Source organism: Streptomyces sp. NPDC096079 (assembly GCF_040303145.1).
In the GTDB taxonomy this organism is placed as follows: Bacteria; Actinomycetota; Actinomycetes; order Streptomycetales; family Streptomycetaceae; genus Streptomyces.
Genome location: NZ_JBEOST010000005.1, coordinates 304,065 through 320,404 on the forward strand (window position 1 = coordinate 304,065; position 16,340 = coordinate 320,404).

The 16,340-nt window shown below is 73.2% G+C and carries 13 protein-coding genes; 8 read left to right on the forward strand and 5 right to left on the reverse strand.

All coding sequences use genetic code 11. From position 1 onward, the window contains the following. Window positions 1–253 precede the first annotated feature (253 nt). Genes ABTY59_RS13765 through ABTY59_RS13775 form a run of 3 tightly spaced genes read left to right on the forward strand, consistent with a single transcriptional unit; the run spans window position 254 to window position 3,833 of the window. Window positions 254–1,591 (forward strand): discoidin domain-containing protein, encoded by a 1,338-nt coding sequence (locus ABTY59_RS13765; RefSeq protein ID WP_352019114.1) that lies wholly within the window; start codon window positions 254–256, stop codon window positions 1,589–1,591. Further along, window positions 1,591–2,856, forward strand: coding sequence for an MFS transporter (locus ABTY59_RS13770; protein ID WP_352019115.1), 1,266 nt, complete (start codon window positions 1,591–1,593; stop codon window positions 2,854–2,856). The genes ABTY59_RS13765 and ABTY59_RS13770 overlap by 1 nt, the downstream gene beginning before the upstream one ends. Beyond that, window positions 2,853–3,833: a hypothetical protein gene (locus ABTY59_RS13775; protein WP_352019116.1), complete on the forward strand. Its 981-nt coding sequence runs from the start codon at window positions 2,853–2,855 to the stop codon at window positions 3,831–3,833. The genes ABTY59_RS13770 and ABTY59_RS13775 overlap by 4 nt, the downstream gene beginning before the upstream one ends. An 82-nt stretch (window positions 3,834–3,915) precedes the next feature. Here the strand turns inward: ABTY59_RS13775 and ABTY59_RS13780 are convergent, their stop codons facing one another. Together ABTY59_RS13780 and ABTY59_RS13785 are read right to left on the reverse strand one after the other, a co-directional pair. Then, a complete protein-coding gene (locus ABTY59_RS13780) occupies window positions 3,916–5,205 on the reverse strand; it encodes an MFS transporter (protein WP_352019117.1) in 1,290 nt (429 codons plus the stop codon). Window positions 5,206–5,289: 84 nt separating this feature from the next. After that, entirely contained in the window at window positions 5,290–5,868 is a 579-nt protein-coding gene (locus ABTY59_RS13785; protein WP_352019118.1) for a methylated-DNA--[protein]-cysteine S-methyltransferase, read from the reverse strand. Window positions 5,869–6,124: 256 nt separating this feature from the next. On the opposite strand from ABTY59_RS13785, the gene ABTY59_RS13790 reads away from it, so the two are divergent. The 5 genes from ABTY59_RS13790 (at window position 6,125) to ABTY59_RS13810 (ending at window position 13,308) form a co-directional block, all read left to right on the forward strand. Further along, window positions 6,125–7,048 carry an MHYT domain-containing protein gene (locus ABTY59_RS13790; protein WP_352019119.1) on the forward strand — a complete coding sequence of 308 codons (924 nt, stop codon included), beginning with the start codon at window positions 6,125–6,127 and terminating at the stop codon, window positions 7,046–7,048. 71 nt (window positions 7,049–7,119) lie between these two features. Continuing rightward, the gene (gene uvrB / locus ABTY59_RS13795; RefSeq protein ID WP_352019120.1) at window positions 7,120–9,258 is read left to right on the forward strand and encodes an excinuclease ABC subunit UvrB; all 2,139 of its coding nucleotides are present in this window, start codon (window positions 7,120–7,122) and stop codon (window positions 9,256–9,258) included. 152 nt (window positions 9,259–9,410) lie between these two features. Further along, the gene (locus tag ABTY59_RS13800) at window positions 9,411–9,989 is read left to right on the forward strand and encodes a TerD family protein (RefSeq protein ID WP_352019121.1); all 579 of its coding nucleotides are present in this window, start codon (window positions 9,411–9,413) and stop codon (window positions 9,987–9,989) included. A 103-nt stretch (window positions 9,990–10,092) separates the two neighbouring features. Further along, window positions 10,093–12,069, forward strand: a complete 1,977-nt coding sequence (locus ABTY59_RS13805) for a TerD family protein (protein ID WP_352019218.1) — start codon at window positions 10,093–10,095, stop codon at window positions 12,067–12,069. A 231-nt stretch (window positions 12,070–12,300) separates the two neighbouring features. Then, the gene (locus ABTY59_RS13810; RefSeq protein WP_352019122.1) at window positions 12,301–13,308 is read left to right on the forward strand and encodes a TerC family protein; all 1,008 of its coding nucleotides are present in this window, start codon (window positions 12,301–12,303) and stop codon (window positions 13,306–13,308) included. A gap of 103 nt (window positions 13,309–13,411) precedes the next feature. Here the strand turns inward: ABTY59_RS13810 and ABTY59_RS13815 are convergent, their stop codons facing one another. The 3 genes from ABTY59_RS13815 to ABTY59_RS13825 form a co-directional block, all read right to left on the reverse strand. Next, window positions 13,412–14,698 (reverse strand): MFS transporter, encoded by a 1,287-nt coding sequence (locus ABTY59_RS13815; RefSeq protein ID WP_352019123.1) that lies wholly within the window; start codon window positions 14,696–14,698, stop codon window positions 13,412–13,414. Window positions 14,699–14,827: 129 nt separating this feature from the next. Further along, window positions 14,828–15,484, reverse strand: coding sequence for an MBL fold metallo-hydrolase (locus ABTY59_RS13820; RefSeq protein WP_352019124.1), 657 nt, complete (start codon window positions 15,482–15,484; stop codon window positions 14,828–14,830). A gap of 35 nt (window positions 15,485–15,519) precedes the next feature. Continuing rightward, complete coding sequence (locus ABTY59_RS13825) at window positions 15,520–16,209, reverse strand: maleylpyruvate isomerase family mycothiol-dependent enzyme (protein ID WP_352019125.1); 690 nt, start codon at window positions 16,207–16,209, stop codon at window positions 15,520–15,522. Window positions 16,210–16,340 lie beyond the last annotated feature (131 nt).

Sequence of the window (16,340 nt, forward strand, 5' to 3'; positions counted from 1 at the left end):
GTAGGAAACCTTCCTGTCCGCTACTGTCCCCGGCAGCGGCTTGGCGCGGCGCCCCACCCCCGGGGCGTGACGCGCTCAGTGAGAGCTCTGACCCGGCCGCCGAGCACCACCCCGCCGCGTGGCGCCCGAATCGCCACCCGGCCGGTCGCCCGTGCCCGCACCCGGGGCACGGGCGCCCCGGTCGGCGGCGCGGCCGTGGTGCCCCGCACCGGTGTCCAGCTCTCGCCGACCCCTCAGGCCAGGGAGCCCAGGTATGCGCCTGTTCGCCTCCGCCCCACCCCGCCCCACCGACCGCCCGCGCCTCGTCCTCGCCGCCGTGCTGCTGCTCGTCGGCGGACTCCTGCTCGCCCTCCCCGACCGCGCCGGAGCGGCCGCCGACACCCTGATCTCCCAGGGCAGGCCGGCCACCTCCTCCTCCGTCGAGGACAGCACCTTCGGCCCGGAGAAGGCCTTCGACGGCAACGCCACCACCCGCTGGGCCAGCGCCGAGGGCTCCGACCCGCAGTGGATCCGCGTCGACCTCGGCCCCTCGGCCACCGTCTCCCGCGTCAAGCTCGTCTGGGAGGCCGCCTACGCCAAGGCCTACCGCGTCGAGATCTCCGCCGACGGCACCACCTGGACCCGGCTCGCCACCGAGACCGCGGGCAACGGGGCCACGGACGACTGGACCGGACTCACCGGCACCGGCCGCTACCTGCGCGTCTACGGCACCGCCCGCGGCACCTCGTACGGCTACTCGCTCTACACCGTGGAGGTCTACGGCACCACCTCCACCACTCCCACGCCCGGCGGCGCCTTCACCGTCGTCGCCGCCGGCGACATCGCCGCCCAGTGCACCGCCTCCAGCAGCTCCTGCGCCCACCCCAAGACCGCGGCCCTGGCCCAGCGGATCGCGCCGTCCTTCTACCTGACGATGGGCGACAACCAGTACGACGACGCCCTGCTCTCCGACTTCCGCGCCTACTACGACAAGAGCTGGGGCGCCTTCAAGGCGAAGACCCGGCCCGTCCCCGGCAACCACGAGACCTACGACCCGGCGGGACCGCTCGCCGGCTACAAGTCGTACTTCGGGGCGATCGCCTACCCGCAGGGCAAGTCCTACTACAGCTACGACCAGGGCAACTGGCACTTCGTCGCCCTCGACTCCAACTCCTTCGACGACGCCGCGCAGATCCAGTGGCTGAAGGACGACCTCGCGCGCAACACCAAGGGCTGCGTCGCCGCCTACTTCCACCACCCGCTGTACTCCTCCGGCGGCCACGGCAACGACCCCGTCTCCAAGCCCGTCTGGCAGATCCTCTACGGGGCCAAGGCCGACCTCGTCCTCAACGGGCACGACCACCACTACGAGCGCTTCGCCCCGCAGGACCCGAGCGGGCGGGCCACCGCCGACGGCATCGTCGAGATCGTCGGCGGCATGGGCGGCGCCGAGCCCTACGACATCGAGACCGTCCAGCCCAACAGCCAGAAGCGGATCAGCGGCACCTACGGCGTCCTGAAGCTGGACCTCACCGACACCACCTACACCTGGCAGTACGTCGGCACCGACGACCAGGTCAAGGACTCCGGCCCGACCTACACCTGCCACTGATGTACCTCGCGACCACCGGTCGCCGCGACGCGCCGCCCACCCCCTCGGGGGTCCGGCGGCGCGTCCCGGGCACCGTCCTCGCCCTCGGCACGGTCAGCCTCGTCACCGACGTCTCCTCCGAGATGGTGACCGCCGTCCTGCCGCTCTACCTGGTCCTCGGACTCGGCCTCTCCCCGCTGCAGTTCGGTCTCCTCGACGGGCTCTCCACCGGCGCCACCGCGCTCGTACGGCTCCTCGGCGGCGCCACCGCGGACCGCGGCGGCCGCCACAAACAGGTCGGCGGACTCGGCTACACCCTCTCGGCCTGCTCCCGGCTCGGCCTCCTCCTCGCGGGCGGGGCGACCGGCTGGATCGCCGGGGCGCTCGCCGCCGACAAGCTGGGCAAGGGCGTCCGCACCGCCCCGCGCGACGCCCTCATCGTCCTGCACAGCCCGCCCGAGGACCTGGGCCGCGCCTTCGGCACCCACCGCGCCATGGACACCACCGGCGCCCTCCTCGGACCCCTCGCCGCCTTCGCGCTGCTGTGGGCCACGGCCGACGCGTACGAGGCCGTCTTCGCCGTCAGCTTCTGCGCGGGCGCGTTCGGCGTGCTGCTGTGGGTGCTGTTCGTCCCCGGCCGCCGCGACCGGCCCGTCCCGCCGGGGCCGACGGGAGCGCCACGCGCGCGCGGGTCGCTGCTCGCGGCCCTTCGGAGCTCGCCCGGGTACCGCCGGATCGTGCTCTGCGCCGCCCTCCTCGGCGCCGCCACCGTCGGCGACTCCTTCCTCTACCTGCTGCTCCAGCGACGCCTCGCGTTCGACCCCACCTGGTTCCCGTTCCTGCCGCTCGGCGCGGCCGGCGTCTATCTGCTGCTCGCCGTCCCCGCGGGCCGCCTCGCCGACCGCCTCGGGCGCCGCGGGCCGTTCCTGTACGGGCACGGGGCCCTGCTCCTCGCCTACGGGCTGCTCCTGGCCCCAGTGCCGGGCCCGGCGGCCCTCGTGGGCGTCCTGGTGCTGCTCGGGGTCTTCTACGCCGCGACCGACGGCGTCCTCATGGCCCTCGCCGGACCGTTCCTCGCCGAGGGACGTGAGGGCGGCGGCCTGGCCGTCGTCCAGACCGCGCAGGCACTCGCCCGGCTCGGCGCCGCCGTCGCCTTCGGCGCCGTCTGGACGGCGAGCGGACCGGAGACGGCCCTCGTGGCGGCGCTCCTGGTCCTCGCGGCGGCCCTGTGCGCCGCCGCCCGGCTGCTGCCGACCGGGCCGAACCCCGAAGGGAAACGGACATGAACACCACCGTCTCCACGCGCGCGCGTGCGGCGATCCTCGTCCTCGCCCTCCTGCTGCTCGGCGGCGGAGCCACCGCCTACACCCTGCGGGCCGCCTCCGGGCGGACCGCCACCGCCGGGACCGCCGACCCCGGCTTCACCCTCGACGGCGCGACCGGGGCGCTCTACGTCCGGGACACCGCGAGCGGGCGCGTCGCACGCGTGGACCCCGCCGCGCCCGGCGGCCGGGTGACCGGCGGCCCCTCCTGCGACCGCTTCCACGCCGCCGGGGGCACGGCGCTCTGCCTCCAGCGGCGGCCGGGCGTCCCCGCCCGCTCGTACGTCCTCGTGCTCGACCGGCGGCTGCGGGAGGTGCGCCGCATCGGCCTGCCGGGCATCCCCAGCCGGGCCAGGGTCTCCGCCTCGGGGCGCATGCTGTCCTGGACGATGTTCGCCACCGGCGACTCCTACGCCCGCTCGGCCTTCTCCACCCGCACCTCGATCCTCGACCTGCGCACCGGCTATCTGGTGAAGAACATCGAGCAGATCCCGCTCACCCTCGACGGCCGCCGTCACCACGCCCCCGACGTCAACTACTGGGGCGTCAGCTTCGCCTCCGACGACAACCGCTTCTACGCCACGGTCTCGACGGGCGGCCGCACCCGTCTCGTGGAGGGTGACATGCGGAACTGGTCGGCCCGCGCCCTGCGGGAGAACGTCGAATGCCCCTCGCTCTCCCCGGACGGAACGCGGATCGCCTTCAAGAAGCGCGTGTCGGACGGACCGCGCGAACCCTGGCGGCTGTACGTGTACGACCTGGCCACCGGACGCGAGCACCCCGTCGCCGAGCGGCGCGGCATCGACGACCAGGCGCTGTGGACGGACGAGCACACCCTCGCTTACGGGTACGGGGGCGCGGTCTGGTCGGTGCCGGCCGACGGGACCGGCGCCCCCTCGCGGCTGGCCGCCGGAGCCTCGTCCCCGGCGGCACCACGCTGATCCCGGCGGGGCCTGACCGGGCGTTCCGGGCGCGTCCGTCCCGTCCGGTCAGGCCTTCGGAGGGCGCGTCCGTCCCGTCCGGTCAGGCCTTCCGGAGGGCGCCCCGGAGGGCGAGTGCCGCCATGGGCAGGAGCAGGCACGCGGCGATCGCGTTCAGCGGGCCGTAGCCCGCCTGCGCGACGATCAGGCCCGCCGCGAGGCCTCCGACCCCGGCGGCGGTGTTCATCACGAAGTCGGAGAGCCCCTGGACGGCGGCCCGTGCGGCCTGCGGCACCGAGTCGGTGAGCAGCGCCGAACCCGAGACGAGGCCCGCCGACCAGCCGAGGCCGAGGACGAAGAGACCCAGGGCGGTGCGGCCGTGGGACGGTCCCGCCGTGCCCGCGATGAGCGCCGCCGTGCCGATCAGCCCCACCGCCAGCCCGATCACCGCGAGCCGGCCGAGACGGTCGGACAGCCAGCCCATCAGGGGCGAGAAGGCGTACATCCCCGTGATGTGCCCGCTGATCACGAGTCCGACCAGCTGGATGTCGGCGCCGTGATGGGTGAGCGCCACCGGGGTCATCGACATGATCGAGACCATGGCGGTGTGCGAGCCGGCGATGGTGACCAGCGCGATCCGGGCCCGCGGGGACTTCCGTACGGCGTCGAGACCGGCCCGCAGGGAGCGGCCCTCCGGCGCCTCGCCCGCGGCGGCGTCCAGCGCGCGGGCCGTGAGCAGCGGGTCCGGGCGCAGCAGCACGGCCACCACGGCGGCGGCGAGCACGAAGACGCCCGCGGCCCAGACGAACGGGCCTGCGGCGGCGGGGATGCCGAGGCCCGAGACGCTCTTCCCGGCGGGCGCCGCCACGTTCGGACCCAGCACCGCGCCGATCGTGGTCGCCCAGACCACCGTGGAGATGGCCCGCGCCCTGCGGTCCGGCTCGGCCAGGTCGGCGGCGGCGAAGCGGGCCGCGAGGTTCGCCGAGGAACCGGCGCCGAAGCCGAGGAGCCCGACGAGCAGGAGGGGGAAGTTCCCGAGGACCGCGCCGAGCACCACCACTCCCGCGCCCGCGGCCGCGAGGAGATACGCCAGGACGAGGCCCACCCGGCGCCCCCGCCGGGTCATCAGGGTGGCCAGAGGCATGGCCAGCAGGGCGGAACCGGCCACCGACGCCGTGGACGCGAGACCGGACAGTGCCTCGGTGCCGCTCACGTCCCTCGCCAGGACGGCGGCGAGGGCGAAGCCGATGGCGATGCCGAGGCCTCCCAGGATCTGGGTGGCGATCAGCCCGGCCTGGACGCGCCGGCGCAGTGCGGGCAGCTCGGCGGGGGTGACGGGGGCCGCTATGTGGCCGGGCACGGTGGCGTCAGGGGCACTGGGGGTATGTGTCACTTACGTGAGTGTGCCAGCCGTCCCATCTGATGGGAACGCCGCCTCCTGCTCCGACGTCCCGCGGAAGCGCGCGCCGCGGGGCGCTCAGAAGAGCGGCGCGGGCAGCACGCCCTCCAGGGCCAGCAGCTGTCTCTTCGTCTCCAGACCGCCCCCGAAGCCGCCGAGGCCTCCGTCGCTCTCCACCACCCGGTGGCACGGCACCACCACCGGCAGCGGATTGGCGCCCATCGCCGCCCCGACCGCCTGCGCCGCGCCCGGCTGCCCCACGCGCCGCGCCAGCTCCCCGTACCCCACGACCGTGCCGTACGGCACGCCCGCCGCCAGTTCGCGCAGCACCTGCCGGTTGAAGCCCGTCGTCAGGGACCAGTCCAGCGGGAGGTCGAGAGCGTCCGGCTCGCCCGCGAAGTACCGGTCGAGCCGCCGTATCACCTCCGCGAGCCGCCCCGAGGCGCTCTCCACCGGCTCCGCGCCGAGCTGTCCCGCCAGCCGGTCGAGCATCCGCTCCCGCCGGGCCGGATCGGCGTGGAACCCGACCTGCACGAGACCGCGCCCGGTCGCGGCGAGGAAGAGCGGTCCGATGGCGCTCCCCACGACCGTCCACTCCACCGCGCCGGCCCGCTCGGGCCCCGCCGCCCCCGCTTCCGCCCCCGTGTCGATGTCCATGCCGCCCACGGTACGACCCGCCACCGACAACGCGGCCCTGGGACGGCCCCCGGCCAACGGCCGGGGGCCGCCGATCACCGCGGGCGGAACCGTCACCGAGGTCACGGCGCGGTCTCGCTCCGGTCTCGCGCATGGAAATTCCCCGGTCACATGGTCGCCGCGCCCCCCGCGCGCCATAATCTCGCCCCGGTAGTACTACCCAGCGGTACCGACTGTTTTCGGACGACGTTGCACCACGGGTGGAGGACACACGCTCATGCAGGGCACGGTCGACGGATTCAGCTACGGGCTCGTCACGCCCGTGGCCGCCTTTCTCATGGCCTGCCTCGGCGGCGCCCTCGGACTGAGGTGCACCACGAGATCGCTCCGTCACCGGGACACCTTCAAGGCGGGCTGGCTCGCCCTCGGCGCCACCTCGATCGGCACCGGCATCTGGACGATGCACTTCATCGCGATGATGGGCTTCTCCGTCCAGCAGGCGCCCGTCGAGTACGACCGCCCCCTCACCTTCGCCAGCCTCGGCGTCGCCGTCCTCATGGTCGGCATCGGCATCTTCATCGTCGGCTACCGCGGGGCGACCGCCCTCACCCTGGTCACCGGCGGCACCATCACCGGCCTCGGCGTCGCCACCATGCACTACCTCGGCATGGCCGGGATGCGTCTGCAGGGCCGGATCGAGTACGACACGCTCACCGTCGCCCTCTCCGTGGTCATCGCCGTCGTGGCCGCCACGGCGGCCCTCTGGGCGGCCGTCTCCGTCCACGGTTTCCTGGCCAGTCTCGGCGCGAGCCTGGTGATGGGCGGCGCCGTGAGCGGCATGCACTACACCGCCATGGCCGCCGTCAGCGTCCACCTGCACGGGACCGGGGCCCGCTCCGGGACCGGGGACACCGCCACCTCCCTGCTCCTGCCCATGCTGATCGGCCCGGCGGTCTTCCTGATCCTGGCCGCCGTCGTCGTCATGTTCGACCCGCTGCTCGTGATGGGCGACCCGGACTGGCAGCGGCCCGCCGCCCGGGCCCCGCACCGCCCCGGCGTGCCCGCCCCGCGCCACGTACCGTCCTACGGAGAGCCCGCCAACTGGACCTCACGCCCCGCCGGGCGCCCCGCGGGACGGGCCGGCGGACGGGCCGCCCGCAGGAGCGTCCCGCGCGGCGGACACCGCTCCCAGGACTGGTGACGGGCCGGACGGAGAGCGGGCGGTGAGCCGATCACCGCCCGACTGTCAGTGCCGGGTCGTACGGTGGTTCCATGCGGCCCGTTTCCAAGATCGAACGTTCGGTGGCGCCCTTCGAGGTCGTCAGTGAGTACAAGCCCAGCGGCGACCAGCCGACCGCCATCGCCGACCTCGAGCGGCGCGTCCGCGCGGGCGAGAAGGACGTCGTGCTCCTCGGTGCCACCGGCACCGGCAAGTCGGCGACCACCGCGTGGATGATCGAGAAGCTCCAGCGCCCCACCCTGGTGATGGCGCCGAACAAGACGCTGGCCGCCCAGCTGGCGAACGAGTTCCGCGAGCTCCTGCCGAACAACGCCGTCGAGTACTTCGTCTCGTACTACGACTACTACCAGCCCGAGGCGTACGTCCCGCAGTCGGACACCTACATCGAGAAGGACTCCTCCATCAACGAGGAGGTGGAGCGGCTGCGCCACTCCGCGACGAACTCCCTGCTGACCCGCCGGGACGTCGTCGTGGTCGCCTCCGTCTCCTGCATCTACGGCCTCGGCACGCCCCAGGAGTACGTGGACCGGATGGTCCCCCTCAAGGTCGGCGAGGAGATCGACCGCGACCAGCTGCTCCGCCGCTTCGTCGACATCCAGTACACCCGGAACGACCTGGCGTTCACCCGCGGCACCTTCCGGGTGCGCGGCGACACCATCGAGATCTTCCCGGTGTACGAGGAGCTCGCCGTCCGCATCGAGATGTTCGGCGACGAGATCGAGGCCCTCTCCACCCTCCACCCGCTCACCGGCGAGGTCATCAGCGAGGACCGCGAGCTGTACGTCTTCCCCGCCAGCCACTACGTCGCGGGCCCCGAGCGCATGGAGCGGGCGATCAACGACATCGAGCGCGAGCTGGAGGTCCGTCTCGCCGAGCTCGACAAGCAGGGCAAGCACCTGGAGTCCCAGCGCCTGCGGATGCGCACCACGTACGACATCGAGATGATGCGGCAGATCGGCTCCTGCTCCGGCATCGAGAACTACTCGATGCACTTCGACGGCCGCGAGCCCGGCTCCGCGCCCAACACCCTCCTCGACTACTTCCCCGAGGACTTCCTCCTCGTCATCGACGAGTCGCACGTCACCGTGCCGCAGATCGGCGCGATGTACGAGGGTGACGCCTCCCGCAAGCGAACCCTGGTCGACCACGGCTTCCGGCTCCCCTCCGCCCTCGACAACCGCCCGCTGAAGTGGGAGGAGTTCCAGGAGCGGATCGGCCAGACCGTCTACCTCTCCGCGACCCCCGGCACCTACGAACTCTCGCGCGGCGACGGCTTCGTCGAGCAGATCATCCGCCCCACCGGACTGGTCGACCCCGAGGTCGTGGTCAAGCCCACCGAGGGACAGATCGACGACCTCGTCCACGAGATCCGGCTGCGCGCCGAGCGCGACGAGCGGGTCCTCGTCACCACGCTCACCAAGAAGATGGCCGAGGACCTCACCGACTACTTCCTGGAGCTCGGCATCCAGGTGCGCTATCTGCACAGCGACGTCGACACCCTGCGCCGCATCGAGCTCCTCCGGGAACTGCGCGCCGGAGAGTACGACGTCCTCGTCGGCATCAACCTCCTCCGGGAGGGCCTCGACCTGCCCGAGGTGTCCCTCGTCGCCATCCTCGACGCCGACAAGCAGGGCTTCCTGCGCTCCGGGACCTCCCTCATCCAGACCATCGGCCGCGCCGCGCGCAACGTGTCCGGCCAGGTCCACATGTACGCGGACCGGATCACCCCGGCGATGGAGCAGGCCATCGACGAGACCAACCGGCGCCGCGAGAAGCAGATCGCGTACAACACGGAGCACGGCATCGACCCGCAGCCGCTCCGCAAGAAGATCAACGACATCGTCGCGACCATCGCGCGCGAGGAGATCGACACCGAGGAACTGCTCGGCACCGGCTACCGGCAGGGCAAGGAGGGCAAGGGCGCGAAGGCCCCCGTGCCCTCGCTCGCCGCGCACGGCCCCACCGCCAGGGGCAAGGGCGGCAAGGCGGGGTCCACCGTCGAGCTCGGCGACCGGCCGGCCACCGAACTGGCCGCGATCATCGAGGAGATGACCGACCGGATGCGCGCCGCCGCCGCCGAGCTGCAGTTCGAGGTGGCGGCCCGGCTCCGCGACGAGGTGGGGGAGCTGAAGAAGGAGCTGCGCCAGATGAAGGAGGCGGGACTCGCCTGATCCGAGGCGCGCGAGGGCGGTCCGGTGTGTTGCAAGACCGACACAAAACCGGACCGTGTCTCCTCGGTGTCGGTGCCGCTGCGTAGGGTGCTCGACAACCGCACGCACCGGACACCGGGCGCGGGGGAAACGCCAACGAGAGGGGCAAACGCGTGTCGGTCAACATGACCAAGGGTCAGGCCATCAGCCTGGAGAAGAGGGGCGGGGGAAGCCTCAGCCAGGTGCGGATGGGTCTCGGCTGGCAGGCGGCGCCGCGCCGCGGCCTCTTCGGCTCGCGCACCCGGGAGATCGACCTGGACGCCTCGGCCGTCCTCTTCGCCGAGAAGCAGCCGGTCGACGTGGTCTTCTTCCGTCACCTGGTCAGCGACGACGGCTCGGTCAAGCACACCGGTGACAACCTGGTGGGCGGCGCGGGACAGGGCGGCGACGACGAGGCGATCCTCGTGGACCTGGAGCGCGTGCCGGTCCACATCGACCAGATCGTCTTCACGGTGAACTCCTTCACCGGCCAGACGTTCCAGGAGGTGCAGAACGCCTTCTGCCGGATCGTCGACGAGTCGAACGGGCAGGAGCTCGCGCGCTACACCCTCGACGGCGGCGGCAACTACACCGCGCAGATCATGGCGAAGGTGCACCGGGTCGGCTCCGGCTGGCAGATGACCGCCCTGGGCAACCCGGCCAACGGCCGCACCTTCCAGGACCTGATGCCGGCCATCCTGCCGCACCTGTAGACGGGCCAGTCAGGGCACACCCACAGCTCCCGGAGGCACCAGGCCACCGGGAGCTGTCCGCATGAACGTGACCGCACCAGGAAGCACCGAGGGGACAGAGACGATGACGGCCGAGCTGGTCCGTGGGCAGAACCACCCCCTGCCCGAGACCCGACTGGAGATCCGGGTGTCCGCCGGGTCCCCCGTCCTCGCCGGAGCCACCCTCGGCGACGAACAGGGCCGGGTCGCCGGCGCGGAGTGGATCGCCCACCCCGGCGCGCCCGCCCTCCCCGGTGTCGAGGTGCCGGCCGGGGCCGCCGCCGACCACCGGTTCGCCGTCGACCTGGACGCGGTCCCCGACGCCGTCCACCGGATCTCGGTCCTGCTCGTGCTGACCGCCGCCGGCGCCCGCTTCGGGGCCCTCGCCGCCCCGTTCGTCGCCGTCGTCGGCGCCGACGGCACCGAGATCGCCAGCTACACCCTCACCGGCCTCGACCGGGAGTCCGCCGTCGTGGCCCTGGAGCTGTACCGCCGCCAGGGCGCCTGGAAGGTCCGTGCCGTGGGCCAGGGGTACGAGGGCGGGCTCGCCGCCCTGCTCGGTGACCAGGGCCTGGAGCGCGCCGCGGACCTCGCCGGGTCGATCCTGGCGGCCGTGGCGCCCGAGCGGGACCGGCCGGTCGAGGCCCCGCCGGCCCGCGTCCCCCAGACGGAGCGCGTCCACCAGCCGACGGCACCCGCCCAGGACCCGACGCCCACGCCTGGGCAGGACCCGACGCCCCCGCCCGTCGCCGGGCCGACGCCGCCGCCCGTACCGGACCCCACGCCCGTCGCCGGTCCGACGCCCCCGCCCGTACCGGACCCCGCGCCCGTCGCCGGGGCCGCGGCCGGCTCCGGCGGGCCCATCAGCTACGCCCACCCACGGCGCCGGGCGGCCGCCGCCGCCCCCGCTCCCGAGCCCCGGCAGGCGCCGCCCGTGCCCGTCGCCGGGGACGCCTCGGGCTGGTCCATGGACGAGCGGCTCTACAACCAGGTGTGGGGCATGTTCGAGGACCTGGCCCGTACCGCCGCCGCCTATCGCAGCGCCTGCGACTTCGCCGAGTCCCGGCTCGACCGGGAGCTCGACGAGACGCTCACCGACTACCGCGCCCGCGCGGACGGCACGAACGACGCCGCGCGGGCCGCCGCGCGCGCCCGGCACGACGAGCTCGTGGAGCGCGCCCGGCAGGTCCTGGACCGGGACCTCGCCCAGCTCGCCGCCGAGTCCGAGGTGGTCGAGCCGGCGCTGCCCGTCGCCTACGCCCGCTGGGACAACCCCGTCTGGCACGCGTACCGCGTCCCCGACGAGGAGCCGATGGCCGTCCGGCTCGGCGACCTCCACCTTCCCGAGCGGTCCGACCTGCGGATCCCCATGCTCGTCCGGCTGCCGCTGGAGCGCGGGCTGTGGGTGGACTCCGGCCGCGGCCGCTCGGAGGCGGCCGCGCTGCTGGACGAGGTGGAGCTGCGGCGGCTCGCCCTGGACTGCGCGGTGGCGCACGCGGCGCGGCTCGTCGCGGCGCATCCGGCCGGCGAGTTCACCGTGCACGTGGCCGACGCGGCCGGCGCGGGCGCCGCGGCCCTCGCACCGCTCGTGGACACGGGGGTCGTCGCCCCGCCCGCCCGGGGAGCCGCCGGCGTCTCGGCCGTCCTGGAGCAGCTGACGGAGCGGGTCGACCTGCTGCAGATGGCCGTGCGGGGCGGCGCGGCGGACGCGCTGCCGCCGGGCCTGGACGCGGCCCGGCAGCTCCTGGTCGTGCACGACTTCCCGCACGGCTTCGACGACCGGGCCGTCACCCGGCTGCGTTACCTCGCGGACGAGGGCCCGTCGGTCGGCGTGCATCTGCTGATGGTCGCGGACCGGGAGGACGCGTCGGCGTACGGGCCGCTGCTGGACCCGCTGTGGCGTTCGCTGCTCCGGCTCACTCCCGTGCCCGACGACCACCTGGCCGATCCCTGGGTCGGGCACGCCTGGTCGTACGAGCCGCCGCTGCTTCCGCCGGGCAGCTCGGTCCTTCGCCAGGTGCTGGGCCAGGTGGCGGCCGCTCGTTCGGCAAAGCCTCTCTGACCTGGGGTTTTGGAGGCTCTTTACCCTTCTCTTTACCTTCTCTTGGTCTTTCGGGTAGTCTTCTTGGTGCGGAGGGGAGTACTCCCCATTGCGCGGCGTACCCGTCAATACGGACGGATCATCATCGATCCGATCCCGGGGCGTCGGCCCGGCGGCCCGTCCGTCGCCCGGGTGGAAGAGACCTCCGGCAGCGACGACGCTGATCAGTAGCCGTACGACGCCGGAGGCGCAGTGGACGTTTCAATCACCCTGTGGGTAGTGACCATTCTCGGTCTCGCTGCCCTGATCGGTGCCGACTTCTTCATCGGGCGCAAGCCCCATGACGTGTCGGTCAAGGAAGCCGGAATCTGGACGGTCGTCTGGATCGTGCTGGCCGTGCTCTTCGGACTCGGCCTGCTGGTGTTCGGCAACAGCCAGGCGTCGGGCGAGTTCTTCGCGGGCTACGTCACCGAGAAGTCGCTCAGCGTCGACAACCTCTTCGTCTTCGTCCTGATCATGGCGAAGTTCGCGGTCCCCTCGCACCTCCAGCAGCGCGTGCTCCTCGTGGGCGTGGTGATCGCCCTGGTGCTCCGCACGATCTTCATCGCCGCGGGCGCCGCGATCATCGCGAGCTTCTCCTGGGTGTTCTACATCTTCGGCGCGTTCCTGATCTACACCGCCTGGAAGCTCATCCAGGAGGCGCGCTCCGACGAGGAGGAGGACGACTGGGAGGAGAACCGTCTCCTCAAGATGGCCGAGAAGAGGTTCGGCGTCGCCGACCGCTACCACGGCACCAAGCTCTTCATCGTCAACAACGGCAAGCGGATCATGACCCCGCTGATGGTCGTCATGCTGGCCATCGGCACCACCGACATCCTCTTCGCCCTCGACTCCATCCCGGCGATCTTCGGCCTCACCCAGGACCCGTACATCGTCTTCACGGCCAACGCCTTCGCCCTCATGGGTCTGCGGCAGCTGTACTTCCTGATCGGCGGCCTGCTCAAGAAGCTGGTCCACCTCAGCTACGGCCTGTCGGTGATCCTCGGCTTCATCGGCGTGAAGCTCGTGCTGCACGCGCTGCACGAGTCCGGGGTGCACGTCCCGGAGATCACCATCCCGTTCTCGCTGGCGTTCATCGGCGGTGTCCTGGTCATCACGACCATCACCAGCCTGATCGCCTCCAGGAAGCAGGCGCAGCGCGAGGCGGCCGCGACCCCGGCCGCCCCGGAGGAGACCCCGAAGGACAGCGTCGAGGCCTGACGCGCCTTCCGCACACCGACGGCCGACCGGATCCCCACCGGTCGGCCGTCGCCGTACGGGGACCCGGGAGGCCGTGCGCGGACCCCCGGGGGCCGCGGCGGTCTCAGACGGCCGCCGGCTCCGGTGCCGGCCGCTCGGCCCGGCCCGGCAGGGTCTCGGGGAGCAGGGCGAAGCAGCCGAGGCTCACCAGGGCGACCAGGGTGAGGTACGCCGCGACGCCCCAGGGCGGGCCGGAGCCGCCCTCGGACAGCGCCGTGGCGACGAGGGGCGTCAGCGCGCCGCCCAGGACCCCCGCCAGGTTGTAGCCGACCGCGGCACCGGTGCAGCGGACCCGGGGCTCGTACAGCTCCGGGAGGTACGCGGCGATCACCGCGAACATCGTGATGAAGGCCAGCAGCGCGCCCAGGAACCCGAGGAACATCAGCGGCGGCCGGGCGGTGTGCAGCAGGGCCACCATCGGGAACATCCAGAGCGCGGAGGCCGCGCATCCCGCCAGGCAGAGCGGACGGCGGCCCCAGCGGTCGCCCAGGAGGGCGACGAACGGGGTCGCCACCCCCATGACCGCCACCGCCGCCATCACACAGCCCAGCATCACGGTGCTGCTCACCCCGAGCCGCTCGGTGCCGTAGGCCAGCGCCCAGGTGGAGACCGTGTAGAAGACGGCGTACCCGACGGCCAGCGCCCCGGCCGTCAGCAGCAGGAGCCGCCAGTGGTCGCGGACCACCTCGGCCAGCGGGGCGCCCGCGCGGCGCCCGGCGGCGGACAGCTCCTCGAACTGGGGGGTCTCCGCGAGCGAGGAGCGCAGCAGCAGCCCGGCCAGCGCCAGTACCCCCGCCGCCCAGAACGGCACCCGCCAGCCCCAGGCGCGGAACTCCGCGTCGCTCAGTCCGGCGGTGAGCGCCAGCATCACGCCGTTCGCCAGGAGGAAGCCGATCGACGGCCCGATCTGGGGGAAGCTCGACCACAGCGCGCGCCGGTGCGCGGGGGCGTGCTCGGCGGTGAGGAGGACCGCCCCGCCCCACTCGCCGCCCAGTCCGAGCCCCTGCAGGAAGCGGAGCGTGAGCAGGAGTACGGGGGCGGCGATGCCGAGCGTCGCGTACGTGGGGACGAAGCCGACCGCGACCGTGGCGCAGCCGGTCAGGAGCAGCGAGGCGAAGAGGACCGGTCGCCGGCCGTACCGGTCGCCGACGTGACCGAAGAGCATCGAGCCCAGGGGGCGGGCGAGGAATCCGGCGGCGAAGGTGCCGAAGGCGGCCAGGGTGCCGACGAGCGGCGAGAAGGTGGGGAAGAAGAGCGGCCCGAGGACGAGGGCGGCGGCGGTCCCGTAGACGAAGAAGTCGAAGAACTCGATGGCGGTGCCGACGAGCGAGGCCGCGGCGAGCCGAGCCATCGAAGGGGTGGAGCGCGTCGGGGACGGCGACGGAGGGTGACTTTGGCGCATGTGGCGCCAACTACCCCGCCGCCGTCCGGGTTACGGGGGCGTGCGGAGGCGCGCAGCTCGCAGGGTGCGCGCCGGGGATCACCAGCCGCGCTCGCGCCAGGCCGCCAGCTGCGGGCGCTCGTCACCGAGCGTGGTGTCCTTGCCGTGGCCGGGGTAGATCCAGGACTCGTCGGGGAGGACCGCGAAGAGCTTGGTCTCCACGTCGTGGATCAGGCTCGCGAAGGCCTCCGGGTCCTTCCAGGTGTTGCCCACGCCGCCCGGGAAGAGGCAGTCGCCGGTGAAGACGTGGGGGTGGCCGTGCGGGTCGTCGTAGACCAGGGCGATCGAGCCGGGGGTGTGCCCGACCAGGCGGCGCGCGGTCAGCTCGACCCGGCCCACCCGGATCGTGTCGCCGTCCTCGACGGGCACGTCGGTGGGGACGGGGATGCCCTCCGCGTCGTACGCGCCCGCGTACGTCCGGGCGCCGGTGGCGGCGACGACCTCCTCCAGGGCCTGCCAGTGGTCGCCGTGCCGGTGGGTGGTGACGACGGCCGTGATGCCGTCGTCACCGATCAGCGTGAGGAGCGTCCCGGCCTCGTTCGCCGCGTCGATCAGCAGCTGCTCGCCGGTCGCCCGGCAGCGCAGCAGATACGCGTTGTTGTCCATCGGGCCGACCGCGACCTTCGAGATCATCAGGTCCGTCAGCTCGTGCACGTCCGCCGGTCCGCCGACCTTCACCACTCCGCTGTACGTCATGGCCTCAGACTAGCCCCGAGGGGTGACGGTGGCGGCTACAGCGGCGGAAGCTCCGGCAGGGGGCCGCCCTCGGTCTTCAGGGCGGAGCCGTCGCGACGGCCCGCGAGCCAGCCGAGGAGCTCGGGGGAGGAACCGCTGACGGTCACCCCGGAGCCCTCGGCGGAGCCGGTGGTCCAGCTGCCGGTGCCGTCCTCGGCCAGGACCCGGACCGGCGGCACGGCCGCGTTGCCCGTGAACCGCTCCGTCAGGAAGTCGATCTCGCGGCGGACGAACTCCTCGGGCAGGTCCTCCAGCTCGTAGCCGACGCCGAGGTCGACGTGGTGCAGCGCCACCTCCACCCAGCGGCGGAACGGGATCCGCGAGGCGCTGTCGGTGACCCCGTTGCGGAGTTCGACCGTGCGGCTCCAGTCGGCCGGCTCGGCGCCGACGGCCTGGAAGCGGTCGCCGCTCCCGCGCAGGTCGGCGAGGTGGACGTCGAGCGGGCGGCCGGCGTCGCGCGCGATGTCGGCGTCGCGGGTGGCGGCGTCGGCGTACATGGGAAGGCCCTGGAGGACGTTCACCAGGGCGTCGGCGTTGCGGGCCACGTGGGCGAGCACATGGCCGCGGGTCCAGCCGGGAAGCCGTGACGGCTCGGCCGCCGCCGCGTTGTCCCAGGAGGCGACTGCGGCGAGGAGACGGTCGGTCGCCTCACGCACGGAAGCAAGGTCGAGTTCGTGGTCGATCATGGCGCCGACCCTAGGGGGTGCCGGGCCCGTCGGGCCAGAGCCCCCGGGCCCGAGGGGTCCCGAGGGCTCCCGCGCCGCCACTCGTTCGGGTGAAGCGGTCTCGGGACGGACGGAAATCGAATGTGCGTGCT